Origin of the sequence: Cedecea davisae DSM 4568 (assembly GCF_000412335.2) — a bacterium.
GTDB classification, from domain to species: domain Bacteria; phylum Pseudomonadota; class Gammaproteobacteria; order Enterobacterales; family Enterobacteriaceae; genus Cedecea; species Cedecea davisae.
On sequence record NZ_KE161030.1, the window covers coordinates 1586058 to 1606965 of the forward strand.

Here is a 20908-nt window from a genome sequence, read left to right on the forward strand (position 1 = left end):
GGTTCCCGTTTTTTATTATTAGCTTTCGAACGGTTATCAAAACTCTTGCGTAAAAAGCCCCATTTCTGCCCGGACTGGATCCTCCATACACCCTGCTTTGAATACAGGCGAAGGTTAGCCAGATTTTTGTGTATTAGTATAAATATCAGGCCTGGTGATGGCCCATGCATAGTTTTCCCGGTTGACCGGCTCGTAGCCAAACTTTTCATAAAGCCAGGGAGCGGTGGTTGTGAATAACAAAATTCTGCGAAGTTGCTCAAAAACAGGATGATTATGTATGCATTCCATAACCCATCTTCCAAGCCCTTCACCCTGGTATTCTTCGAGAACATAAACGTCGCAAAGGTAAGCGAACGTAGCATAATCCGTTATAAGACGAGCGAAGCCTATCTGTGTTTCATTATGATAAACACCGAAGTTCAGGCTGTTTTCAATTGATGTGCCGACAGTCGTCAGGTCAATACCTTTCGCCCAGGTGGACCTGGTCAGGTAGCTATGGATAGCCTGCAAGTCCAGCTTTTCTCTGTCTGTACTTACCAGATAGTGATGCTTACGCCATTCGAGCTTCTTTGAAATACTCACGTTCACTCCTGCTTATAAGGGTGGGGACCTAACTTATCATTCACATGAAAATACAAACATAATGGACTGCTGAATACCCTGGAAGTGATAATTGCCATGGCGCTAAGGAAAAATGTATGCGAAAGATAAAGTGTAAAGTTGAGGGAGCAGGATGTGCTCCAGCAGAAGATAAGGATAAATAAATGATACTGCTCCGCTCAATGCGTGAGGATGAATATCCTGCTTATTTAGCGTATTTCATTCCGGATTATGCACAGGAAATTGCCTCAAACTATCCGCTTTCCGGCCAGGATTCTACTGCAAAAGCGGAACAGGAAATAGCCATGCAGCTCCCCAATGGCGTCAATACTCCCGGGCAAGTTCTCCTGTGTTTAATTGACCCGATAGACAGCGCTGGCAGGCATGTCGGCTACCTTTGGTACAAACCCGACTTAGTTCAACGTAGCGTATTTATCTACGATTTTTACATCTTCAATGCTTACCAGGGGCAAGGCCTGGCTAAAAAGGCTCTCCGCGCTTTTGAGCTGGATTTGCAGGAACAGGGGTTTGAGCAGATAAAACTCCGTGTTGCCGCAGATAACGTCCGTGCCCGGCATGTTTACGAAACGACGGGTTTTGGCGTCACGGGCATAAACATGAGTAAAGCGATAAAGCCTTCGGAATAGAATTTACCTATATTCAAGAATACTATGATGAGCTTGCGAAAATTATCCGACGAAACGAGGCTTTCATGTTAGTCACCCCCACAACGCGGCTCATCATTCGCTCATTTGAAGACAAAGATGCCGCGCCGCTGTTTGCCGATAATAGCGATGAACCAGATCCGAATACCTGGGGGGGCATTTCAATTTGCTATATGAAGGGCAGGGCTTTGCAAAGGTCGGCAGACTTAATATAAATAACTCGGTCTGTCAGCGCGGAAGGGCATAAATAATACAATCTCTCCCGTTCCTTTTGGCTTGATAAAGCGCTTCGTCTGCGGCGGTAAGAATGTGTGAGGAGGAATGATGGTTCTTTTTCACAGCAACGCCAATGCTCAGGGTAATGGTTTCGCCCCTAGCATCTTTGCAGGATATTGATGATTTTATTTTATTGATAAACTCTTCCGCGTCTGTGTTGTTAAAGATGATAACCGCGAACTCCTCTCCTCCGGAGCGGGAAATGAAAATGTCTTCGGAGATGAATGCCCCTAATTGCAATCCCGTATCTTTAAGAACTTTATCACCAAAATCATGGCCGTAAGTATCGTTTATGTTCTTGAAATGATCGATGTCGATAATGCAAAGGGTGCCACTTTTCGGCTCTAATTCTCTTAACTTTATATTAAGGTGCCTTCTGTTTGGCAGCCCCGTTAACTCATCAGTTAATGATAATTTGACTGCGGCTTTGTAATTCCGATTTATGTATTTGACGAAGTTATTGAAGGACAGCGTGATAAGAAATATAGCCGGGGCATACAGAAGCGCTGCAACCAGCGATGCCGAATCACGGTCTATCACTCCCAGCCCACCGGCAAGGGACACAAGACTTGAATTTAACAAAAGAAACAAACTGATCCTAAAAATCGCAAGGTGCTTTTCTTTTGATTGAATGTTAAATGACTTTCTTATGATCCATGTCAGAATTAAAACGGTGCAGGTATTAATAAGGAAATAGAAGTTAACTTTGGACGGGTTACCTATGGTAAACGCCAGAATAAAAATTATCGTCATTGTAAAACAGACGAATGCGATAATCATTCGATAGAGCAATCCGCGTGCCGACCCGGCCCCTTCAATAAGCTTGTCGTGTATTTTAAAGTTCATTTTCATTCCTTTGCTAACTTCGGTGCATAAGTGCTAATTATTCAGGCAGCCGGGGATATAATATTATATTGTTTTAGCCGCTGGCAAATGAGCACCCTGGAACACTACTCGTCCGTATCAATTAAGCGAACATCAGGATGCCGTTCGTTTGCTGCCTCGTGGTAAATATCGCCCAGCCAGCCGGATAACTCCTCTACCGTTAAATAAGGCGGGATCGCGACGTCATAAATGCGTGATGATTTACCCTCGTTGGGGTCAACGCGGTAGAGCAGCCATTGCTCACCGACTCGCTTTACGCCGACCCGGCGGCCAAAAACATCGAATTGCAACATGTTCGCTCCTTCTCAATACCCGTACCTCCGCCAATGATAAAAGCTTTGCGCGGCGTTGACGAGGTGATTGTCAGTCAGGCATCGCAATGGCTGTAAAATTCAGACATAAAAAATTTCGCTATATGTTGCGGAGTTGTTTCAATGAGTTAATGAGGCACGCCGCGCCCGGAGGAATTTTCCGGATTGAATCCCGGTTTTTCGCCGATCTTGTTGTGTTAGTTTTAGCATTCAGGGAATTTTAAGGGAGTGGCTATGGGTATGGATAAAAGCGTTACTGAGGAATTTCATCCCGACATGTTGCAGGTGGTAGGTACGGCTGTGATGCAGCTGCTTGCCCGGGAGCAGGCAATATCGCGGGAATCTATAGCCGATATGGTGCAGGTGGTTTACGCAAACAATCTGGACGACCTGGCGGTACAAAGGGCGGTTGATCTGCTCATTCTGGGATAAAACCAGACTCCAACTCAAGAAAACGGCCCACGGGCCGTTTTTTAACATCAGTTAAACCAACGCTTAAATCCCGGTTTTCTTTTCATACCCAAATGTTATAATTGATAGTGGTTATCATTATCAAATGGAGGTTTCATGAGTAAGATGCTCATTCTTTGCACGACCCTACTGTGCGCCATGGCGGCCCATGCCGCAAATAAACCGGCGTCCGAACTAGTCTGGACCGAGGCTGAAGAAGAAGGCTGCCGGGGCAATGTTTGCGTCAACAATGATTCGAACAAAAAGCCGGATATGTTCAGCAGGCTGGACAAAACTGAACGTCAACTACTGACCGACCCTTATTCTAAATACGATCGCGATAGCAGTAGTACTGCCCGTGCCGGAGTTACGTTTAAGTGGGATTAATATAGCCATGCTTTGCTAATAATGAGAGCCGCCCGGCTCTCATCTTTGTTCAGTAAACCCGCCATACAAGTCAGAAAAAGCGATGCTGCGTGAGCACGCCTTTATCATCAATTAAGCCCTGAGCCACATGAACAAAACAGCGGCTAAGCTCTCTATTCTGCTCTTTCTCCATTTAATAATAAGCAACTTAAATGCTACTGTAAGATCAAACAGATAAGCCGGAGGCAAGATGGATAAAAAAGCGAAAGACGATGAGCTGTATCAGGAAATGTGCCGCGTCGTGGGAAAGGTGGTGCTGGAGATGCGCGACCTCGGGCAGGAGCCAAAGCATATCGTCATTGCCGGAGTGGTAAGAACGATGCTGGCCAACCACAAAATCAAACGCTCGGCGCTGACGGAAGAAGCCATGGAGCATGTTATTAAAGCGCTGGGCTACGAACTGTAAGCCCCTTGTACTCAGAACATAACCCCTTCAGGAACCGCCTATGATTGCCAGCATCCTTATTATTCTGGTCGCATTGATTCACGTTTATATTCTGGTCCTGGAAATGCTGCTTTGGGATAAACCCACCGGACGCAAGGCTTTTGGCCTGTCTGCGGAGTTTGCCACCCAGTCCAAAACGCTGGCGGCCAATCAGGGGCTGTATAACGGCTTTTTAGCCGCCGGGTTAATTTATGGCCTGCTGGCGAGCAGCGCGGGCTATGAATTTAAAGTATTCTTCTTGATATGCGTATTAATAGCAGGGTTATTTGGCGGCTTTACCGCGAGTAAAAAAATTCTTTATGTTCAGGCAGTACCCGCTGCGCTGGCATTAATTGCGTTACTCAGCGGAGTATAAACGAAGAAAACCCGGCTATGCCGGGTCACCACAAGGCTATCATCATTAATATAATAGGTGATCGACCGGATCGTTTTTAAAGTGGTTCCGGTCCCCCCAGAGGAGGAGAAATATAGGCATATTTCGCTAACGGAATGAGGGTTCACAGCGTCAGCGAAGGCTCGAAATTATCCTGAGTCGGGGGCGTTGGCAAGAGCCGGAGAGTGATATTTTCTAATTATGAATTTTGAAACTAAATTTTCCAGAATAATCGGCCTGAAGAGTTTTTCAGATTCGTCTATGCTTTAAGTTCTGAGTTGTTTTTTTGAATGGACTAAGCGAATTTATCAGGAGTTTATATGGGATTCTGGCGCATCGTTTTCACTATTATTCTGCCGCCGCTGGGCGTGCTGCTCGGCAAGGGGTTTGGCTGGGCTTTCCTCCTCAACATCATTCTTACGCTGCTGGGTTACATCCCGGGGCTTATCCATGCATTCTGGGTGCAGACCCGGGATTGATCTGCTGCGGTTATCGCCAGCCTGGCCCACTTCGGTGGGCTTTTTATTTCACTTAAATTAAAAAGAGTTCCTCAACCTGCAAAAATAATGCTTTTGTTTATCTGTTATTAAGGTTTTCTTAATAATCCTGTCATTAATAAATAGTTAAAATAATTTCGCCAGGAATTATTTGTTTTTATTTAAAGTCTTTGTAAAACAAGGATGTACAAACCGTTACACGAAAGCATCGGGCAATACGCTAAGGTAATCCGGTTTATTGAGGTAGCGTTTATTTTAGCGGCCTTACTATGCCCATGTTTTCACTCCTGAGGTTATAATAATGAATCATCTTTTGATAACCGGCGCTACAGGTTTCCTGGGCGGCGCGGTTTTAGCTCGATCACTTTCTGAATCCTCTTTTAGCTCTGTTTTATTATTGGTGCGAGCGAATTCGCCTCAGGAGGGCGTGGCAAGAATCAGGAATAACCTGGTTAACTTTGGCTGCGACGAAGCGCAACTGGCGCGGATCACCGAAAAAAATATCCTGCTGGGCGACCTGGCCGAGCCGGAACACTTCCTTGATGACGAAAGACTGTCGCAGGTTACTCACGTTATAAACTGCGCGGCGGTGGCTTCCTTTGGCGAAAATGCGCTGATCTGGAAAGTTAACGTTGAGGGCACCCTGAAGTTTGCCCGCAGAATGTCACAGGTTGAAGGCCTGGAGCGTTTCCTGCACGTTGGCACCGCGATGTCCTGCGTGCCGGAAGCCGGGACTCTGGTGACCGAAAGCATGACCCGCAAGCCGGAAGAAGAGCATCTGGTTCAGTACACCTGGTCCAAGTCCACCATTGAACATATGATGGCCGAGCAGTTCCCGAACCTGCCGCTGGTTATCGCTCGCCCGTCCATCGTGGTTGGCCACAGCGAGCAGGGCTGCCGCCCGTCCAGCAGCATCTTCTGGGTGTTCCGCATGGTGCTAATGCTCGGCAAATTTATGTGCTCGCTCGACGATAACATCGACGTTATCCCGGTGGACTACTGCGCTGAAGCGCTGCTGTTGCTGGCGAAGAGCGACTCGCTGAAAGAGAAGGTCTACCATATTTCCGCCGGCGACGTGAGCAGCACCCGCTTTGCCGATATTGATATGGCGATGTCCGGCGCGCTTAACCAGCAGCCAATTTGCACCAATTACGAGCAGGTAGATTACAGCGAGCTGGTGAAGAGCCGCAGAAGCTTCAAGTCTATTTACGGGCCGTGTAACGAACGCCTGATGCTGAGGGCAATGCGCCTGTACGGTGAATTCTCGATGCTGAACGTGCGTTTCTCCAACGAGAAGCTGCTGGACCTGGGCATGTCTCCGCCGCCGCGCTTCGTGGACTATATCAGCCGTTGCGTGGAAACCACTCGCGAATACTCGATCCCCGAGCTGATGAAAGTCGACTTTAAATAACGAAGAAGGGAGCAAATGCTCCCTTTTTTATCAGCCATAGAAAAAGGAGCTTTCGCTCCTTTTGTCATTTCAGGTTTACCACTTCATTTCGCCGGTATTCACCTTCGCGCTCATCTCAAGAGAGCTTTCATCCGCGAGCTTAGGATATTTTTGCTTCATCTCCGCGATAACCGGTGCGCTTTTGCCTTTCTTCAGCGCCAGTTCGAAGTCTGCTAAATAATCCCCGGTGAAAACAACCGGAGCCGTGCCCGGCTTCACTTCACCGATAAAGTGGCCCGGGATCACGCGCTCAGGCTTCAGGGCAGCCATTTCGTCCAGCACGTCGCGCCATTCCTGGCGTGCTGCCTTAGTCTGCGAGTCTGCTGTCCAGACGTGAATGCCGGAATCTACGGCCACGCCGCCGAGGATGGTTTTATTCGCAGGGATCCACAAATAAGCGGCGTGGGAAGCAGGCTGGCGCAGTTCTACCTTTTCACCGTCGACGGTAAACGTGGTGGCATGGGTCACCTGAGGCACAAAGACTTTCTGCGGCGCACCGTCTTTCAGGATCGGGCCCCAGTATTTAATTTTTGCGTCTTTGGTTTTATTTATGTGTTCAACGACCAGCGGAGTGGCTTCAATTTTCACATCCGGCCAGGCCTTAACAATCGGTTCCAGGCCAAAGTAAAAGTCCGGGTCACCGGCGGTAATCAGGATGCGGGTCAGTTTTTTACCGCTGTGCTGGATAATTTTGACCAGCTCTGCGCCGTCCTTAACGCTGAACTGGGCGTCAACCAGCGTTGCTTCGGTTGGGCCGGAAATCAGGGTGGAGGTCACAGGGAACACGCCCTTATCCTGCGGGTTGTAGACTTCAAGCGTTAACGGGGCGGCAAAGCTTGCGCCGCTGAATACCAGAGTGGAGATGGCCGCAGCCAGAGCATGTTTCTTCATATCATTAATCCTGATTAACTGAGTTGGTTAGCCCGTTTGGGAATAAAAGCAGTTTAAATTGCATTATGTGAATCGTAACGGCCTTATTCAGGTAACATGAATTTCATAAATCGAGCAGATAGGGTGAGAAATGGACAGAATAGTGGCGGCAAAGGTGTACACCAGGATTTGTGAACTCGGCAGCCTGAGCGCCGCGGCGCGAGCGCTGGATATGTCCCGCCCGATGGTAAGCCGCTATCTTGAACACATGGAGCGCTGGGCGGGGGAGCGGCTGCTGCATCGCTCCTCGCGCAAGTTAACCTTAACGCCCGCGGGCGAGCGCGTGCTCAGCCAGGCCCGCAGTTTAAATGAAGTTGCCGAGGGGATAACCGGCCAGAAGCAGCAGGATTTGCCCTCAGGTACCTTGCGCGTAGCCTGCTCGCAATTTGGTGCCCGCTATTACATCGTGCCTTTCTTGTCTGATTTTTTGCACAACTACCCGGATGTCCGCGTTGAGCTGCACGTCAGCAGCCAGGCGGTAAACATGATAGAAGAGCGCATCGACCTCGCTATCCGCATCACTAACGACCTCGACCCGAATATTATAGCCCGCCGCCTCGGGGAGTGTGATTCGGTGCTGTGCGCCTCGCCCGCCTATATAGAAAGCAAGGGCATGCCGCGTTCGCCAGCCGATCTCGCGCACCATAATTGCCTGCAATACAGCTATTTTCTGCGCAACATCTGGCAAATGGTGGACGAACAGGGCGAGCCGCTTAGCGTAGAGGTGAGCGGCAACTTTAGCGCCAATGACTCGGTAGTGTTGATGGACGCGGTGGCGGAGGGCGTGGGGATAGCCATGCTGCCGGTGCAGGATGCGCAGCAGCGGCTTGATAGCGGCGAACTGGTGAAAGTGCTGGAGGATTGCCCGCCCAGAACGATGGGCATTTACGGTATCTATCGCAGCCGCAGCTATCTCCCGGCGGCGCTGAGGATCTTTTTAACCGCCCTGGCGGAGCGGCTGGCAAAATAACCTAAGAAAAATCTCACTAATTGGCCGCTGTACCGTTTACTTTTTATTCCAGGAATGTTCTGATCTCGCGGCGAAAAATGTGAGGAAGAAGTCGATGTTTCAATTAAAACCGGGCACCCTGGCGATGGTCATTGGCGCCCGCACCGCAGCAGGGCGGGTGAATATTGGTAAAGCGGTGGAACTGTTTGGCCTGTGCCAGCCGGGCGAGCGCTTTGTTAATCCGGTTACCGGCGTGGTAACGCAGCTGCCGCCGGAGGCGAATTACCCGCTATGGCTGGTCACCGGCGAAGTTATCGCATTTGATGGCCGCCAGGGTTACGCGTTTGTGCGAGCCGAGCACCTGATGCCGCTGGATAAAGATTTTTCCCTGGAAACCGACGAGCTGCATCTCAGCCATTAATCCATGTAGTGGCGCAGAAAATCGGCCAGCACCAGAGCATGGTTTTGGTCGGCATTTTTTGCGCCATACAGCAATGTTAACGTTCCTTCCTTTCCGTGTTTTGCCAGCGCTTTTGCCGCGCTGAGATTCTGTTCCAGCTCTTTTTTATAGCAGCGGCTGAATTCGGTGAAGTCGATGGCCTCGCTGTGAAACTCTTTGCGCAGTGCGCTGGACGGCGTCAGATCCTTCGGCCATTCATCGTAGTGTAAATCCGTTTTTTTAACTCCACGCGGCCATAACCGGTCTACCAGCACCCGGTAACCATCTTCCGGGGTGGGGGCCTCATAAACACGTTTGCAGCGGATCATGCTCTCTCCTTATCAACCTCTTCCAGTCTTTCCAGCAACTGCGGGATTTGGTGGTCGGCAAAAACCTCAATTCCGTGCTGGCGCAATAGCGCCGAGGCGACGCCCTGTCCCGGAATTGTCGCGCCTTCAAATTGCCCGTTGTAGATCTTTTGGCTGCCGCAGGTTGGGCTGCCGTCGGTAAGGATAGCAAAGCGGCAGTTATTTTCGCGGGCAGTTTGCAGGGCCAGCCACGCGGCCAGCAGATAGGGTTGGGTGACGTCGGTTCCGTCGCTTTCAACAATCGCGGCTTTGCCAAGAAATGCCGCTTCTCCATCGCCGCCCAGCAGCTCTGCGGGCAGACGCGGGGTCGCTAAACCGGCGGCCAGCTCCGGGCAGTGAACCACCAGGCGTTCTTCCTGCTGTAGCCGTTCAAGTGCGGCTCCGATTTGCGATTTTTCGCTGCCGTTGTAACGAACTTTGAACCCCATCAGGCAGGCGCTGACCAGTATTTTTGCTTTCATGGAAGTTTTATCTGCGAAGTGAACCTGCCACGGTACTACATTGCCCGCAGGCCTGGGAAGAGGGGGCGACCTGCTAATTTTTGCTGTTGTCAGCCCAGGGCAAAAAGCCTAATCTATCGTTCCTTATGTTGTTCTCCTCCCTCAAACATAAGGCCAACACAAGCATGTCAGACACACAGCTGAAGTCCACTTTACGCATTGCGCTTATCGGTGATTATAACCCTGCGGTTATCGCTCATCAGGCTATTCCTCTGGCATTAGATAACGCGGCCGCCGTGCTTGGCGTCAACGCCGACTACGACTGGCTGCCTTCGCCTGAAGTCACCAGCAATGAGGATCTGGTCGGTTACGACGCCATCTGGTGCGTTCCGTCCAGCCCCTATCTGAATGAAGATGCGGCTTACCTGGCCATTCGCTTTGCCCGCGAAAACAATATTCCGTTCCTTGGCACCTGCGCGGGTTTTCAATACGCGGTGGTTGAATATGCGCGCAACGTCCTCGGCTGGCAGGATGCAGGGCACGCGGAAACCGCCAGTGAAGGCCGCCTGGTGATTGGCCGCCTGAGCTGCTCGTTAGTGGAAGTGTCTGATGTGATTGAGCTGAAAGCGGGATCCATCGTCGGCAGGGCTTACGGTAAAACGGAGATTGAAGAGGGCTACCACTGTAACTACGGCGTGGCCGATCTGTTCGCCACCGCGCTTGCCAACGGGCCTCTTGAAGCAACGGGCTGGGATAAGCAGCGCGAGATCCGCGCGGTAGAACTTGAGGGCCATCCTTTCTTTGTGGCAACGCTATTCCAGCATGAGCGTAACGCCCTGAAAGGCAAGCCTTCGCCGCTGGTTGAGGCCTGGCTGGCCGCCGCTGAGAAATAACAGATAAAAGCCCGCATTTTTGTGCTGCCACTGTGCGGGCAACATTAATGATGTTGGTACGACCCGATATTGATGTGTCGCATACTGGAATGAGCTTATTTTGCAAGTTTATAAAGTCTCAAAACAATCTATAACTTAAGCTTACTCTATGATTTTTATAATTAAAATTAATAAACAGAGTTGGCTGGTGAAATTAATGACAAGTAAATCAATTGCGGCTAAAGTAAATTAAATGTGAAATATTGGTACTTTATGATCTTCAGTTTTAGATGAAGATATAACGGCTAATATGTCATGCTCGATTTCGTAGATTAATAAAAAAGGGATCGGTATCAGTCTCAACCACTAAGGTTGGTCTTGCCCTGATGGGCTTTTAAAAAGGAGCAGTAAAATGATTAATCAACAATTCAGCCTGACGCAAAAGCAAATATCAGACTTCCGGGAAAAAGGATTCCTTTTACTGGTCGCAAAACATGAAGGCGAACGTCTGGTGGATAGCCCATTGTTTGCCGGGCAGGACTACAGAGACCTCTCACTTTAGTTTAAAACTATCGGGGGGCCGCTGCCCCCTATTTAACAGGGTGCCATCATGTCTCAGATTTACCTGTACGTCTTAATTGCAAGTCTTACAATTGCGAGCCCGGGGCCGGGAGTGCTGCTCACTTTGACGAATACGCTAAATTACAGCCTGAGGAGTGCTTTAGCCGGTATCATCGGTGTATCAGCCGGTATGGGGGTGATTTCTATCGTCGCTGCCAGCAGTTTAGGGATAATTATCACGACCTCTCAGTTTGCACTGATCATAGTTAAAGTTGCTGGTGCGGTCTATCTTGCCTGGTTAGGGATAAAGTTATTTCGTAGCACGCCAAAGAAAATGAGCGATAGTGGCAGGTATCGTCTCCTGCCTTCAAAATCATCACGGTTTCGTCAGGGTTTTTTTGTCTCAATTTTTAATCCAAAACCTATCGTTTTTTTTATGGCCTTATTTCCTCAGTTTATTAATTATGAAAAATCTTTTATTTGGCAATTCTGTTTGCTTTCGGCAATCTTTTGCATCTTAGTTGTCCTTATTCATTTTATTTATGCGTTATCTGCAAGCACGGTTAAGAAAAAGCTGGCTAATGGTAATATGTTTTCCTGGCTGAACAAGATCGGTGGTTGCGTATTCATGGTTTTTGCTACCGGCTTGTTGATTTCAGCTCTGGTGCCCTATATAAATTGATTATATTTGAAGTTCAGGAAGCAGCTCTTAATACCAGAGCTGCTTCATTTTTCAATTAAACTCAAAACCACTATATTCAAGCGGTTTAGATTTCAATAATCTCTTTTTTTGTCGCCCTAAGGATCAAAAATGCCGGGCGGCGCAATTCTTTAGCAAGGGCGGGGCGCAGAGCCAGAGCCTCGGGTGTGGGCTTAGTTTCCAGCATTCGGGTGAGCGCAAAGCCGCTGTCCAGCAGCGTATTGACATAAGTTTCCGTGGTGCGGTGGTACTTTTGCACGTCCTCAACAAACCATCTGGTGTGGCGCAGCCCCTGCTGGTGGTAATGGTTTACCGGCCAGATAGTTTCCTCTTCGTAAGGCTGCCAGCCCACCGGGAAGGCGGTACACATAGGGTGTTCAACGGAGAAGATGAATTCCCCGCCTGGCTTGAGGGCAGCGAAGACTCTGTTGCTCAGCGCGGCAAAGTCTTCGATGTAATGTAGCGCCAGCGACGAGATGGCTAAGTCCCACGGGCCGGACTGCGCCGGAAATTGTTCTATCGGCAAATTATGGTAACTAATATGCTCATCCTGCGTGGCGGCGCGGGCCTGGGCCAGCATCTTCTCCGAGATATCAAACCCGGTAACGCTGGCCGCGCCGTGGCTGCGGGCAAAGCGTGCGAAATCGCCAAACCCGCAGCCCAGATCGAGGATCGTTAGCCCATCCAGCGCGGGCAGCAGAGAATACAGTTCGGGAATTTCCAGCAGCCCGTTAAGGCCGGAGTCGTTCTCGCGTAGCTGGCGGTAGTTTTCAAAAAATACCGGGTCATCAAAAATATTCTGCGGCGCTGCCGTGGTGTTTTTAGGGTTCATTCGATCCTCCTTGTTCATCGCCAGGCTATCAGGCGGCGGTTTTCTCCGCTGCACCTATCTCTTTCTGGCGGCCAGCATAAGCGCCAAATACCGCCATTACCACCGAAAGTAGCGCGCATCCCAGCAGCGGTAAAGCCCAGCTTCCCGAAATATCGTGGACTTTACCCATTACCGGCGGCCCGAAGGCGGCAAGCAGGTAGCCTACGCACTGCGCCATGCCGGAGAGCGCCGCGGCCTGGTGAGCGGAGCCGGTACGCATTCCGATAAACGAGAGGCCGAGGATCATCGCCGCGCCGGAACCAAATCCGCCGAGCGACACCCAGAATATTGAGAAGTCAGGCATCAGCCACAGCCCCAGCGTCGCCATACACCACAGAACGGCCATCAGGGCCGCGATACCGCGCTGATCTTTCAGCCGGCTGAGGATCAGGCCGACAAACAGGCCGGGAATAGCGGTGGCGAGCTGCAAAATACCGTGAATCGATCCGGCTTCTGCCTCGTTATAGCCGTGGCTGATAAGAATCGACGGCAGCCAGCCGATTATCACGTAATAAATCAGTGAGTTAATACCGAGATACAGCGTAACCTGCCAGGCCAGCGGTGAAGACCAGATGCCTCTGCTTTGCATCGCCGGGTTGCCGGAGAGGTTCATTACCGTGTGGCTGCCCAGCTGCGGCAGCCAGACAATCAGGGCAATCAGCGGGAAGATCATCAATGACAACATCGCGCCCGACCAGCCAAAACCGTGCAGGGCAATCGGGACCACCATCACGGAGCCAAGCGCGGCGGCAACGCCCATCGTCAGGGAATAAGCACCGGTAAGTTTTGCTACCTGTCCGGGGAAATCGCGCTTCAGCAAGCTCGGCAGCAGGACGTTACCCATCGCAATGCCGCAGCCGATAATCGCCGTGCCGAGGTAAAGAAACGCGGCGTGGCCCGCCGAGCGCAGGGCGATGCCGGCACAAATAATAACCAATGCCCCGAACAGGCTGCGTTCGGTGCCAAAGCGGCGGGCGATCCCGGCGGCGAGCGGCGACACCACGGCAAAGGCCAGCAGCGGCAGGGTGGTCAGAATACCGATTTGCGCGGTGGAGAGCGCCAGCGCGTCGCGCACCATATCCAGCAGCGGTGCGGCTCCGGTAAAGGTGACGCGCAAAGTGGTGGCAATCATCAGAATACCGAGCAGAAGCACAAAGCGGCTCTTCTTGCTCGCTGAAGTTATCGAGGTCATGAGAGAGTATCCAAAAGTACGGGAGGGCAAAGATACACGCTTCTGCCCTTTTACGAATCAAGCTAGAATGACAGATTATCGCTAAATTCGGACAAGTTATGGAACGCGATTTAGATCTTGAGGGTTTTGACCCGGATAGCATTATCACGCCCGCGCTGGCGTTCAGGATCCGCGCGGCGCAAAGCTACAACGAAAAGCCAATTCATACCCACCGTAAAGGGCAATTGATTCTGGCGCTGCACGGAGGCATCACCAGCGAAGTCACCAACTCAATGTGGATGGTGCCGCCGCAGTATGCGGTTTGGGTGCCAGGGCAAATGCCGCACAGCAATAAAGTCACCGCCGATGCGCGCCTCTGTTTTCTGTTTATTGAACCGGGTGCGGTCGCGATGCCCGATCAATGTTGCGCCCTTAAGATTTCGCCGCTGGTACGCGAGATTATCCTGCGCCTGTCTAACGTGCCGCATGAACACCTGGGCTGCGCGGCCACTCAGCGGCTGGTGCAGGTGCTCTTCGACGAACTGCCCAATCAGCCGGTAGAGCAATTGCAGTTGCCTATCTCTTCTCACCCCAAAATCCGCGCGATGGCGGATGAAATGGCAAAAAACCTGCAACAGAGGCGCACTCTGGCGCAGTGGGCAGGCGAGATGGCGATGAGCGAGCGGAACCTCTCGCGGCTGGTGGTGAAGGAAACGGGGTTGAGTTTTCTGCGCTGGCGGCAGCAGATGCAGCTGATCATTGCCCTGCGGCTGCTGATTAGCGGCCAGACGGTGCAAAACGCGGCGGAGTCGCTGGGCTACGACTCCACAACTGCGTTTATCACTATGTTCAAAAAGGCGCTTGGGACCACGCCAGGGCGTTATTTAAGCACCCTGGCCGGGGACGATTTTACAGACTAGCGAGCTTAAACTGGGAAACGGCGGTATTCAGCTCGTAGGTTTGCGCCAGCAGAGATTCGGCGGCGGCAGAGGCCTGGTTCACCATTGCCGCGTTCTGCTGGGTGGTGACGTCCATCTGGCTGATAGCGGTGCTGACCTGCTCGATACCACTGCTTTGCTCATCGCTGGCGTGGGTAATTTCCACCATCAGGGCGGCAACGCGCTTAACGTCCTGCACCACCGTATTAATGGTTTTACCCGCCTCGTTTACCAGCCTGCTGCCGTTAGAAACCTGGTGTACCGAATCTTCAATCAGCCCTTTAATTTCTTTTGCCGCACTGGCGCTGCGCTGGGCCAGGCTGCGAACTTCACCGGCTACCACGGCGAAACCACGCCCCTGGTCACCCGCTCTTGCCGCCTCTACAGCAGCATTCAGCGCCAGAATGTTGGTCTGGAAGGCAATGCTGTCGATAACGCCAATGATATCGGTGATCTTGTTGGCGGAGGTGGAAATATCATCCATGGTTTGGACCACCTGAGCCACCACCGCGCCGCCCTGTTCCGCACTGCGTGAGGCGGTGCTGGCAAGCTGGCTGGCGCTTTGGGCGTTTTCTGCGTTCTGTTTGACCGTGGCGGTCATCTCTTCCATAGAAGAGGCGGTTTGCTCGAGCGCGCTGGCCTGTTCTTCGGTGCGCGAGGCAAGGTCAATATTGCCGCTGGCGATTTCGCTGGAGCTGGTGGAAATTTGATTGCTACTTTCGTGAACCAGATGAATAACCATCGTCAGCTGCTGGCACATGGTTTCCATCGCCGCCATCACGCTGTTTCGGTCCCCATCGCGCACCTTAACCTCGCGGGTCAGGTCACCGCAGGCCACGGCGTTTGCGATTTCGGCCACTTCGCTCGGTTCCCCGCCCAGAGAGCGGAAAATCGTGCGGTGTACCCACCAGCCAACAACCAGCAGCAGCAGCACGGCGGCACCGGATCCAATCAACTGCCAGCGGGTTGAGATGTCGTTGCTGTCTCTGGCGTTTTCAACCGCGTTATCGGCATATTGGTCGGAGGCCTTAACAAGCGACTCGATCCCTTTTTGATGGGCAAAAAAATCTTTATCTGCGGCTTTGAGTTTTTCAAACAGCGGCGTTGGTGCGCCAGAGCGAATCAGCTCCACCAGTTCGTTGGCGTCTTTGATCATCGCCACTCCGGCCTTGTACTGCTCGCCGAGCAAGTTGTCCTGTAATTCCGGGGGGAGAGTGGTTTTCCAGTAGTTCACACGCTGGTGCCACTGGCTGCTCAGGCGTTTGATTTCCGCATCGGCCTGGTCAACGTTCAGCGTGCCTTCTACCACGCGGGACAGCACCAGTCGCAGCTCAATAAGATAGATAGGAGCGGGCTTAATGTCCGACATTAAATCCTTGGCCAGCAGGCCGCTTTCGGTACTTTGCGCACTCCGGTGACTGCCGTACAGAGAAATAGCGGTAACCAGAGCAGACATCAAAATCGAACAGCAAATTAACAACAACAAATTGTGAGCCAGTGATTTCATTTTGCCTCTCCTGTTATTTTGAAAAGTTATCGGCGAGGAAGAGGGGAAACTTTGCCGCCTGATGCCAAAACCACAGGGTTAATCACAAATTTAGGCTAAAAAAGACCGATTTTTTATTTTTAAAATAATAACTTAGCAAAACTATTTGTTAAATCTATAAGCGAATGTTTTAACCCTGCTTTAACTAATACAATTTTTGCATATGTAATGCAGGATTAAGTATTGGCGAGGGGAGAAAGCTTATGCGAGCGTAAAGGCATAGCTCGCTCACAGACGGGATAACAAGGGAAATCAATGGCACAGGTAAAGTCTTTATCTAAAAAAACTGCACACAACACAGCGCGCGGCAAAACCGCTCTTGCCTCTCTGGTTCTGGCCCTGTCCGGCCTGACCTCCGCCGCGGTCCACGCAGACCAGCTGGCGGATATCCACAAGGCTGGGGTAATCAAAGTGGCGACATTTGACGCTAACCCTCCGTTTGGCTCCATAGATGCCAAAACGCACGATATCGTGGGTTATGACGTTGATTTTGCTAAAGCGCTGGCAAAAACGCTGGGCGTAAAGCTGGAACTGGTGGCCACTAACCCGGCAAACCGTATTCCGCTGTTGCAGTCCGGCAAAGTGGATTTGATCGTCGCGGATATCACCATCACGCCCGAGCGTGCTCAGGTCATCGATTTCTCCACGCCGTACTTCGTGACCGGGCAGCAATTCCTGGTTCCGGTTTCCGGGCCGGACAAGCTTGATGATTACGCCAAAGGGCGTGTGGGTGCGGTAAAAGGCACCACAGGAGAACAGGCGCTTCAGCAACGTTTCCCGTCAATTCGAGTGCTTTCTTATGACGATATCCCGCTCGCCTTTACCGCTCTGCGTAACGGCAACGTGCAGGCGATAACGCAGGACAGCACTATTCTTGCCGGGCTGCTGGCCGAGGCGCCGGATAAGGCGAAGTTTAAAATTCTGCCGGACCTGCTGAGTAAAGAAGAGATTGGCGTCGGAGTGAAAAAGGGAGAGCCAGCCTTGCTGAAAGCCGTTAACGACGAGCTGGTGAAGCTGGAACAGAACGGCCAGGCAGAGCAAATCTACAACGCCTGGTTTGGCCCGGACAGCAAAACGCCACAGCCGCGCAGCTTTAAAATTGTAGCCAAATAATATGTTTAAAAGACCGCCTCATTTGTCCGCAGCTTCGGCTGCGGATTTTTTGCATCTGGAGTCCGCCAGCGTGGAGTTTCGCAAAGCCAGTAAAAGCTATGGCGATAATTCCGTGCTGCGCGCGATAGATCTCAGCATCACGCCGGGCGAAGTGGTGGCGATTTGCGGCCCTTCCGGGTCGGGAAAATCCACGCTAATAAGGCTGATTAACCAGCTTGAAACGCTCAGCGATGGCGATATTTATATCGACGGGAAACCCACCCGGCGGCTGAGCGGTGCCGCGCTTCGCCGCCTGCGTAGCCGGATCGGTTTTGTCTTCCAGCAGTTCAACCTTTATGCCCATTTAACCGCCGAAAAAAACATTACGCTGTCGCTGACTCATGTGCACGGCTGGAGCCGCGATAAAGCGCGTGAGAAGGCGCTGGCGCTGTTAGCGCGGGTGGGTCTTGCCGAGAAAGCTCATCACTACCCGGCGCAGCTTTCTGGCGGGCAGCAGCAGCGCGTTGCTATTGCCAGGGCGCTGGCTTCGTCCCCGCAAATCATCCTGTTTGATGAACCAACTTCTGCACTCGACCCGGAGATGATAGGCGAGGTGCTTCAGGTGATGAAGGATCTTGCCCATAGCGGCATAACCATGATTGTGGTCACGCATGAGATGCAGTTTGCCCGCGAAATTGCCGACCGGGTGGTGTTCATCGACGGCGGCGAAATCCTCGAGCAGGCGGCTCCGGCTCAGTTCTTCCGTTCGCCACAGCACCCGCGGGCGCGCCGTTTTCTGCAAAAGGTTCTCGACCCGCTGCATGCGGATGCAAGGGATGAGTGATGAACAACTATTTTGACTGGGCCGGGGTGCTGACCGGCGCGCCGCGCGAGTGGCTTATCTCCGGCGTGCTGACTACCGCCTGGGTTACGCTTGCCGGGAGCGTAATCGCCACGCTCTGTACCTTGTTGTTGCTAGGGTTGCGGCTGGCGGGCGGGCGCTGGGGGCGTTTTATCGCCGCAGGCTGGGTGTCTATTTTCCGCAATACGCCGCTGCTGGTACAGCTTCTTTTCTGGTACTTCGCCGCGTGGAACGCGCTGCCGCAAAGCTTACGCTGGTTTATCAACGACGATCACAGCTGGTCTCAGCTGCCGGGAGGCGTCTGGTGGCTGACGCCTGAATTCCTCTGCGCGGCCTGGGGGCTGGGGCTTTTTACCTCCGCATTTCTGGTCGAAGAGATCCGCAGCGGGCTACAGGCTGTGGGGAAGGGGCAAACCGAGGCGGCGCTTTCGCAGGGTTTTTCCGGCTGGCAGCTGTTCCGCCGCGTGCTGCTCCCGCAGGGGGTGGTAAACGCCTGGCAGCCGGTGGTCGGCCAGTATCTTAATTTGATGAAGCTCTCTTCCCTGGCGACCGGCATCGGCTTTGCCGAACTTACGAGCCAGGTGCGCAGAATCGAAAGCTACAACGCGCATGCGCTGGCGGCCTTTGCCGTCGGAACGGTACTTTACCTGCTGTTGGGGCTGGTTATGAGCGGACTGTTTACGCTTTTTGCGCCGGGCAAGCACAGGCGGGAAGGGCAGGCTGCTTTAAAAGCGGAGGTGCAGCATGATAGCTAATCTGACCGTTATTTCGGATAACCTCGACTATTTGCTGTGGGGGCGAATGGCGCAGGGCGAGCCGGGTGGCGTGCTGTTAACGTTGTTGATGGCGGCCGGTGCCGGAGTGCTGGCGCTTATTTTCGGGCTTTTGTTCGCCTGCTTAGCCTGGCGTTACGGCGGAGTGGTGCGCAGAGTCTTGTTTATCTGGGCCGATCTTATCCGCGGTATTCCGCTGATCTTCGTTATCTTCTGGCTCTATTTCCTGCTGCCTGCAATCACCGGGCGTGACCTGCCGGGGCCGCTGACCGTCACGCTGGCGCTGGCGTGGTTTACCTCGGCGGCGGTAATGTACACCGCGCTTGCCGCCCTGGAGTCGCTGGCGAAGGGGCAGAGTGAAGCGGCCGTGGCCGGGGGCTTTACGCCGTGGCAGTCTTTAAGGCTGGTTCTGCTGCCTCAGGCGCTACGTAACGCATTGCCGTCTTTCGCCGGGCTGTTTATCTCGCTTATCAAAGATACTTCGCTGGCGTTTATCGTCAACGTGCCGGAGTTAACCACCGTTGCCGGGCAGGTTAACAGCCGGGTGCAGATATACCCGGCGGCTATCTTTATCTTTACCGGGCTGGTGTATTACCTGCTGTGCAGCGCGCTAGCCTGGCGGATTGGTCGCTGGCAGCGCCGCGGAGCTATTGCTTCCCCACTATAAGGGAAACCAGGCCCGCGGCAATCAGCGGCCCGACGGGTACGCCGCGGAACAGGGCGACGCCAATGACGGTGCCTACCAGCAGGCCGCCAACCAGGCCTGGCTGGTTGCCCATCAGCGTTACGCCGCGCCCGCCCAGCCACGAAACGGCGATACCCACCACGATGGCAACCAGCGACTTCCAGTGAGTAAAGGAGTGGAGCAGGCTGCTGGCGGGCAGAGTGCCGCTGGCAATGGGCGCCATCACGCCGATGGTGAGGATAATAATCCCGACGGTCAGGCCCTGTTTTTCAATCCACGGGAAAAAGGTACTGAGCGGCGTAACCCGCACGATGATAAGCACGAGAATGGAGACGGCGACCGTGGTGTTGTGGCTAACAAAACCCAGCCCGGCGAGGCCCAGAAGTATTAATAAAGTTGAGTCGAATATCATGAGGTTTCCTTGCAAAAACGAGCCAAAAGAAGATTTTTATCGTTATTCATTTGCTAATGTACCCGCCGCTTTATTTCTTAGCATTCATCATTTTGTCATTTTTGGTGTTTAATAATTGACCAATGTAATGGCTAAAGGCGGCAAGGCGATGAACGATCCTGCGTTTTTCGATACGCTCTGTATTACGGCAGTATTCCTGGCAATAGCTTCGGCGCTGGTGATGTCGGTACTTTATCTCGAGCGCCGCTGGTAGCTATGCCGTGCGGTGAAAATCCACCAGCTCGGGTTCGGCAATGCGAAGGTAATCCCGCGCATTCATTACGACTGATTTTTCCAGCAGCCCGGCGTTAAAGGCTATTTCGTCGTAGCGCTCAAAAATAGACGGGTCTGCCACCAGTTTAAGCTGAGGATGAAAGCTGAACGGGGGGATCGCGCCAAATACGCAGCCGGTTAGCTCGTCCACTTCCGCAGGGCTTGCCAGCGAGGCCTTCAGGCCGCCAAGATGCTGCGCCAGCAGGCTTAAATCGGCCTGTTTATCCGCCGCCAGAATCGCCAGAACGTGCAGTTTCAGACCGTTTCCTTTCACCTTACACACCAGCGCTTTTGCCCCCTGACCAAGTGCGGTGCCGCGAATAGCGGAAACTTCCTCGCACTTGCCTGCCGCAACGTGGCTGACCACCCGATAACGAGCCTGATTCTCCTCCAGCAGGTTAACCAGCTGCTGATGAACTTTTTCACCTTTGATTTCGGTTGTCATTGCCTGCCCTCTGCATAAACATTTTGTCCAGTATTTGATATTTTATCTATTCAGGATGATAAAGGCCGCAGGTCTGAAAATCCAGCTGGTAGCGTTCTCTTTTCATTGTCTTCGATTCTTTTAAAAGGGGGGGGCTGTGAATATATACAGTGATGTCGGCCAGT

At 52.3% G+C, this 20908-nt stretch carries 29 protein-coding genes; 18 read left to right on the plus strand and 11 right to left on the minus strand.

Annotated features, from left to right (window positions below):
- Window positions 1-114 precede the first annotated feature (114 nt).
- A complete protein-coding gene (locus HMPREF0201_RS07405; RefSeq protein WP_174232928.1) occupies window positions 115-582 on the minus strand; it encodes a GNAT family N-acetyltransferase in 468 nt (155 codons plus the stop codon).
- A 182-nt stretch (window positions 583-764) separates the two neighbouring features.
- Here HMPREF0201_RS07405 and HMPREF0201_RS07410 point away from each other — a divergent pair, with 182 nt between their 5' ends.
- Window positions 765-1247 (plus strand): GNAT family N-acetyltransferase, encoded by a 483-nt coding sequence (locus tag HMPREF0201_RS07410; RefSeq protein WP_016535920.1) that lies wholly within the window; start codon window positions 765-767, stop codon window positions 1245-1247.
- A 246-nt stretch (window positions 1248-1493) separates the two neighbouring features.
- Here the strand turns inward: HMPREF0201_RS07410 and HMPREF0201_RS07415 are convergent, their stop codons facing one another.
- A complete protein-coding gene (locus tag HMPREF0201_RS07415) occupies window positions 1494-2387 on the minus strand; it encodes a GGDEF domain-containing protein (RefSeq protein ID WP_039898096.1) in 894 nt (297 codons plus the stop codon).
- A gap of 104 nt (window positions 2388-2491) precedes the next feature.
- Window positions 2492-2719: a DUF7661 family protein gene (locus HMPREF0201_RS07420; protein ID WP_016535923.1), complete on the minus strand. Its 228-nt coding sequence runs from the start codon at window positions 2717-2719 to the stop codon at window positions 2492-2494.
- Window positions 2720-2971: 252 nt separating this feature from the next.
- Between HMPREF0201_RS07420 and HMPREF0201_RS07425 the strand changes: the two genes are divergently transcribed.
- From HMPREF0201_RS07425 to HMPREF0201_RS07445, 6 genes are all read left to right on the plus strand, one after another.
- Window positions 2972-3169 carry a hypothetical protein gene (locus tag HMPREF0201_RS07425; RefSeq protein WP_016535924.1) on the plus strand — a complete coding sequence of 66 codons (198 nt, stop codon included), beginning with the start codon at window positions 2972-2974 and terminating at the stop codon, window positions 3167-3169.
- 135 nt (window positions 3170-3304) lie between these two features.
- Window positions 3305-3574, plus strand: a complete 270-nt coding sequence (locus tag HMPREF0201_RS07430; RefSeq protein ID WP_016535925.1) for a hypothetical protein — start codon at window positions 3305-3307, stop codon at window positions 3572-3574.
- Between the two features lie 229 nt (window positions 3575-3803).
- Window positions 3804-4019 (plus strand): fumarate hydratase FumD, encoded by a 216-nt coding sequence (gene fumD, locus HMPREF0201_RS07435; protein ID WP_016535926.1) that lies wholly within the window; start codon window positions 3804-3806, stop codon window positions 4017-4019.
- 40 nt (window positions 4020-4059) lie between these two features.
- Window positions 4060-4413 carry a DUF1304 domain-containing protein gene (locus tag HMPREF0201_RS07440; protein ID WP_016535927.1) on the plus strand — a complete coding sequence of 118 codons (354 nt, stop codon included), beginning with the start codon at window positions 4060-4062 and terminating at the stop codon, window positions 4411-4413.
- Between the two features lie 338 nt (window positions 4414-4751).
- A complete protein-coding gene (locus HMPREF0201_RS22465; protein ID WP_016535928.1) occupies window positions 4752-4910 on the plus strand; it encodes a YqaE/Pmp3 family membrane protein in 159 nt (52 codons plus the stop codon).
- A gap of 319 nt (window positions 4911-5229) precedes the next feature.
- Window positions 5230-6339 carry an SDR family oxidoreductase gene (locus HMPREF0201_RS07445; protein WP_016535929.1) on the plus strand — a complete coding sequence of 370 codons (1110 nt, stop codon included), beginning with the start codon at window positions 5230-5232 and terminating at the stop codon, window positions 6337-6339.
- A gap of 75 nt (window positions 6340-6414) precedes the next feature.
- Here the strand turns inward: HMPREF0201_RS07445 and HMPREF0201_RS07450 are convergent, their stop codons facing one another.
- Window positions 6415-7269 (minus strand): Vmh family MBL fold metallo-hydrolase, encoded by an 855-nt coding sequence (locus HMPREF0201_RS07450; protein WP_016535930.1) that lies wholly within the window; start codon window positions 7267-7269, stop codon window positions 6415-6417.
- Window positions 7270-7399: 130 nt separating this feature from the next.
- Between HMPREF0201_RS07450 and HMPREF0201_RS07455 the strand changes: the two genes are divergently transcribed.
- Entirely contained in the window at window positions 7400-8278 is an 879-nt protein-coding gene (locus tag HMPREF0201_RS07455) for a LysR family transcriptional regulator (protein WP_016535931.1), read from the plus strand.
- Window positions 8279-8372: 94 nt separating this feature from the next.
- Complete coding sequence (locus HMPREF0201_RS07460) at window positions 8373-8678, plus strand: hypothetical protein (protein WP_016535932.1); 306 nt, start codon at window positions 8373-8375, stop codon at window positions 8676-8678.
- On the opposite strand, the gene HMPREF0201_RS07465 is transcribed toward HMPREF0201_RS07460, so the two are convergent.
- Entirely contained in the window at window positions 8675-9025 is a 351-nt protein-coding gene (locus tag HMPREF0201_RS07465) for a DUF488 domain-containing protein (protein WP_016535933.1), read from the minus strand. The two genes, HMPREF0201_RS07460 and HMPREF0201_RS07465, sit on opposite strands and share 4 nt — an antisense overlap.
- Window positions 9022-9525, minus strand: a complete 504-nt coding sequence (locus tag HMPREF0201_RS07470) for a 2-thiouracil desulfurase family protein (protein ID WP_016535934.1) — start codon at window positions 9523-9525, stop codon at window positions 9022-9024. The genes HMPREF0201_RS07465 and HMPREF0201_RS07470 overlap by 4 nt, the downstream gene beginning before the upstream one ends.
- Before the next feature lie 164 nt (window positions 9526-9689).
- Between HMPREF0201_RS07470 and HMPREF0201_RS07475 the strand changes: the two genes are divergently transcribed.
- From HMPREF0201_RS07475 to HMPREF0201_RS07480, 3 genes are all read left to right on the plus strand, one after another.
- Window positions 9690-10397, plus strand: coding sequence for a CTP synthase C-terminal region-related (seleno)protein (locus tag HMPREF0201_RS07475; protein ID WP_039898097.1), 708 nt, complete (start codon window positions 9690-9692; stop codon window positions 10395-10397).
- Between the two features lie 391 nt (window positions 10398-10788).
- Entirely contained in the window at window positions 10789-10938 is a 150-nt protein-coding gene (locus HMPREF0201_RS23005) for a hypothetical protein (protein ID WP_016535936.1), read from the plus strand.
- A 48-nt stretch (window positions 10939-10986) separates the two neighbouring features.
- Window positions 10987-11619 (plus strand): LysE family translocator, encoded by a 633-nt coding sequence (locus tag HMPREF0201_RS07480; RefSeq protein ID WP_016535937.1) that lies wholly within the window; start codon window positions 10987-10989, stop codon window positions 11617-11619.
- A gap of 85 nt (window positions 11620-11704) precedes the next feature.
- Here HMPREF0201_RS07480 and HMPREF0201_RS07485 read toward each other — a convergent pair whose 3' ends face one another.
- Window positions 11705-12469 (minus strand): class I SAM-dependent methyltransferase, encoded by a 765-nt coding sequence (locus tag HMPREF0201_RS07485; protein WP_115586259.1) that lies wholly within the window; start codon window positions 12467-12469, stop codon window positions 11705-11707.
- 28 nt (window positions 12470-12497) lie between these two features.
- A complete protein-coding gene (locus HMPREF0201_RS07490; protein WP_016535939.1) occupies window positions 12498-13700 on the minus strand; it encodes a CynX/NimT family MFS transporter in 1203 nt (400 codons plus the stop codon).
- A 98-nt stretch (window positions 13701-13798) separates the two neighbouring features.
- Between HMPREF0201_RS07490 and HMPREF0201_RS07495 the strand changes: the two genes are divergently transcribed.
- The gene (locus tag HMPREF0201_RS07495; RefSeq protein ID WP_016535940.1) at window positions 13799-14599 is read left to right on the plus strand and encodes an AraC family transcriptional regulator; all 801 of its coding nucleotides are present in this window, start codon (window positions 13799-13801) and stop codon (window positions 14597-14599) included.
- On the opposite strand, the gene HMPREF0201_RS23430 is transcribed toward HMPREF0201_RS07495, so the two are convergent.
- Window positions 14589-16124, minus strand: a complete 1536-nt coding sequence (locus HMPREF0201_RS23430) for a methyl-accepting chemotaxis protein (RefSeq protein WP_039898098.1) — start codon at window positions 16122-16124, stop codon at window positions 14589-14591. The two genes, HMPREF0201_RS07495 and HMPREF0201_RS23430, sit on opposite strands and share 11 nt — an antisense overlap.
- A gap of 294 nt (window positions 16125-16418) precedes the next feature.
- On the opposite strand from HMPREF0201_RS23430, the gene HMPREF0201_RS07505 reads away from it, so the two are divergent.
- The 4 genes from HMPREF0201_RS07505 to HMPREF0201_RS07520 are packed head-to-tail and all read left to right on the plus strand — an operon-like array spanning window position 16419 to window position 19557.
- The gene (locus HMPREF0201_RS07505) at window positions 16419-17276 is read left to right on the plus strand and encodes an ABC transporter substrate-binding protein (RefSeq protein ID WP_016535942.1); all 858 of its coding nucleotides are present in this window, start codon (window positions 16419-16421) and stop codon (window positions 17274-17276) included.
- A 1-nt stretch (window position 17277) separates the two neighbouring features.
- Window positions 17278-18099 (plus strand): amino acid ABC transporter ATP-binding protein, encoded by an 822-nt coding sequence (locus HMPREF0201_RS07510; RefSeq protein ID WP_016535943.1) that lies wholly within the window; start codon window positions 17278-17280, stop codon window positions 18097-18099.
- A complete protein-coding gene (locus tag HMPREF0201_RS07515) occupies window positions 18099-18872 on the plus strand; it encodes an amino acid ABC transporter permease (RefSeq protein ID WP_016535944.1) in 774 nt (257 codons plus the stop codon). Before HMPREF0201_RS07510 ends, HMPREF0201_RS07515 begins: the two co-directional genes overlap by 1 nt.
- On the plus strand, window positions 18862-19557 hold the full coding sequence (locus tag HMPREF0201_RS07520; protein ID WP_016535945.1) for an amino acid ABC transporter permease: 696 nt from the start codon (window positions 18862-18864) through the stop codon (window positions 19555-19557). The genes HMPREF0201_RS07515 and HMPREF0201_RS07520 overlap by 11 nt, the downstream gene beginning before the upstream one ends.
- On the opposite strand, the gene HMPREF0201_RS07525 is transcribed toward HMPREF0201_RS07520, so the two are convergent.
- Window positions 19538-19984 carry a DUF441 domain-containing protein gene (locus HMPREF0201_RS07525; protein WP_039899230.1) on the minus strand — a complete coding sequence of 149 codons (447 nt, stop codon included), beginning with the start codon at window positions 19982-19984 and terminating at the stop codon, window positions 19538-19540. The two genes, HMPREF0201_RS07520 and HMPREF0201_RS07525, sit on opposite strands and share 20 nt — an antisense overlap.
- A gap of 118 nt (window positions 19985-20102) precedes the next feature.
- On the opposite strand from HMPREF0201_RS07525, the gene yoaI reads away from it, so the two are divergent.
- Window positions 20103-20240 carry a small membrane protein YoaI gene (gene yoaI / locus HMPREF0201_RS23010; RefSeq protein WP_157056724.1) on the plus strand — a complete coding sequence of 46 codons (138 nt, stop codon included), beginning with the start codon at window positions 20103-20105 and terminating at the stop codon, window positions 20238-20240.
- Here the strand turns inward: yoaI and HMPREF0201_RS07530 are convergent, their stop codons facing one another.
- On the minus strand, window positions 20241-20744 hold the full coding sequence (locus HMPREF0201_RS07530) for a YbaK/prolyl-tRNA synthetase associated domain-containing protein (protein WP_016535948.1): 504 nt from the start codon (window positions 20742-20744) through the stop codon (window positions 20241-20243).
- Between the last annotated feature and the right edge of the window lie 164 nt (window positions 20745-20908).

What these genes read in the sequence shown, in the direction of transcription:
- HMPREF0201_RS07510 (WP_016535943.1), top strand. Translation starts at nt 17,278, where the DNA reads ATGTTTAAAAGACCGCCTCATTTGTCCGCAGCTTCGGCTGCGGATTTT.
- HMPREF0201_RS07480 (WP_016535937.1), top strand. Translation starts at nt 10,987, where the DNA reads ATGTCTCAGATTTACCTGTACGTCTTAATTGCAAGTCTTACAATTGCG.
- HMPREF0201_RS07505 (WP_016535942.1), top strand. Translation starts at nt 16,419, where the DNA reads ATGGCACAGGTAAAGTCTTTATCTAAAAAAACTGCACACAACACAGCG.
- HMPREF0201_RS07475 (WP_039898097.1), top strand. Translation starts at nt 9,690, where the DNA reads ATGTCAGACACACAGCTGAAGTCCACTTTACGCATTGCGCTTATCGGT.
- HMPREF0201_RS23005 (WP_016535936.1), top strand. Translation starts at nt 10,789, where the DNA reads ATGATTAATCAACAATTCAGCCTGACGCAAAAGCAAATATCAGACTTC.
- HMPREF0201_RS07445 (WP_016535929.1), top strand. Translation starts at nt 5,230, where the DNA reads ATGAATCATCTTTTGATAACCGGCGCTACAGGTTTCCTGGGCGGCGCG.
- HMPREF0201_RS07415 (WP_039898096.1), bottom strand. Translation starts at nt 2,387, where the DNA reads ATGAACTTTAAAATACACGACAAGCTTATTGAAGGGGCCGGGTCGGCA.
- HMPREF0201_RS07465 (WP_016535933.1), bottom strand. Translation starts at nt 9,025, where the DNA reads ATGATCCGCTGCAAACGTGTTTATGAGGCCCCCACCCCGGAAGATGGT.
- HMPREF0201_RS22465 (WP_016535928.1), top strand. Translation starts at nt 4,752, where the DNA reads ATGGGATTCTGGCGCATCGTTTTCACTATTATTCTGCCGCCGCTGGGC.
- HMPREF0201_RS07485 (WP_115586259.1), bottom strand. Translation starts at nt 12,469, where the DNA reads ATGAACCCTAAAAACACCACGGCAGCGCCGCAGAATATTTTTGATGAC.
- HMPREF0201_RS07455 (WP_016535931.1), top strand. Translation starts at nt 7,400, where the DNA reads ATGGACAGAATAGTGGCGGCAAAGGTGTACACCAGGATTTGTGAACTC.
- HMPREF0201_RS07515 (WP_016535944.1), top strand. Translation starts at nt 18,099, where the DNA reads ATGAACAACTATTTTGACTGGGCCGGGGTGCTGACCGGCGCGCCGCGC.
- HMPREF0201_RS07490 (WP_016535939.1), bottom strand. Translation starts at nt 13,700, where the DNA reads ATGACCTCGATAACTTCAGCGAGCAAGAAGAGCCGCTTTGTGCTTCTG.
- HMPREF0201_RS23430 (WP_039898098.1), bottom strand. Translation starts at nt 16,124, where the DNA reads ATGAAATCACTGGCTCACAATTTGTTGTTGTTAATTTGCTGTTCGATT.
- HMPREF0201_RS07425 (WP_016535924.1), top strand. Translation starts at nt 2,972, where the DNA reads ATGGGTATGGATAAAAGCGTTACTGAGGAATTTCATCCCGACATGTTG.
- HMPREF0201_RS07460 (WP_016535932.1), top strand. Translation starts at nt 8,373, where the DNA reads ATGTTTCAATTAAAACCGGGCACCCTGGCGATGGTCATTGGCGCCCGC.
- HMPREF0201_RS07520 (WP_016535945.1), top strand. Translation starts at nt 18,862, where the DNA reads ATGATAGCTAATCTGACCGTTATTTCGGATAACCTCGACTATTTGCTG.
- fumD (WP_016535926.1), top strand. Translation starts at nt 3,804, where the DNA reads ATGGATAAAAAAGCGAAAGACGATGAGCTGTATCAGGAAATGTGCCGC.
- HMPREF0201_RS07530 (WP_016535948.1), bottom strand. Translation starts at nt 20,744, where the DNA reads ATGACAACCGAAATCAAAGGTGAAAAAGTTCATCAGCAGCTGGTTAAC.
- HMPREF0201_RS07470 (WP_016535934.1), bottom strand. Translation starts at nt 9,525, where the DNA reads ATGAAAGCAAAAATACTGGTCAGCGCCTGCCTGATGGGGTTCAAAGTT.
- HMPREF0201_RS07430 (WP_016535925.1), top strand. Translation starts at nt 3,305, where the DNA reads ATGAGTAAGATGCTCATTCTTTGCACGACCCTACTGTGCGCCATGGCG.
- HMPREF0201_RS07495 (WP_016535940.1), top strand. Translation starts at nt 13,799, where the DNA reads ATGGAACGCGATTTAGATCTTGAGGGTTTTGACCCGGATAGCATTATC.
- HMPREF0201_RS07440 (WP_016535927.1), top strand. Translation starts at nt 4,060, where the DNA reads ATGATTGCCAGCATCCTTATTATTCTGGTCGCATTGATTCACGTTTAT.
- HMPREF0201_RS07450 (WP_016535930.1), bottom strand. Translation starts at nt 7,269, where the DNA reads ATGAAGAAACATGCTCTGGCTGCGGCCATCTCCACTCTGGTATTCAGC.
- HMPREF0201_RS07410 (WP_016535920.1), top strand. Translation starts at nt 765, where the DNA reads ATGATACTGCTCCGCTCAATGCGTGAGGATGAATATCCTGCTTATTTA.
- HMPREF0201_RS07420 (WP_016535923.1), bottom strand. Translation starts at nt 2,719, where the DNA reads ATGTTGCAATTCGATGTTTTTGGCCGCCGGGTCGGCGTAAAGCGAGTC.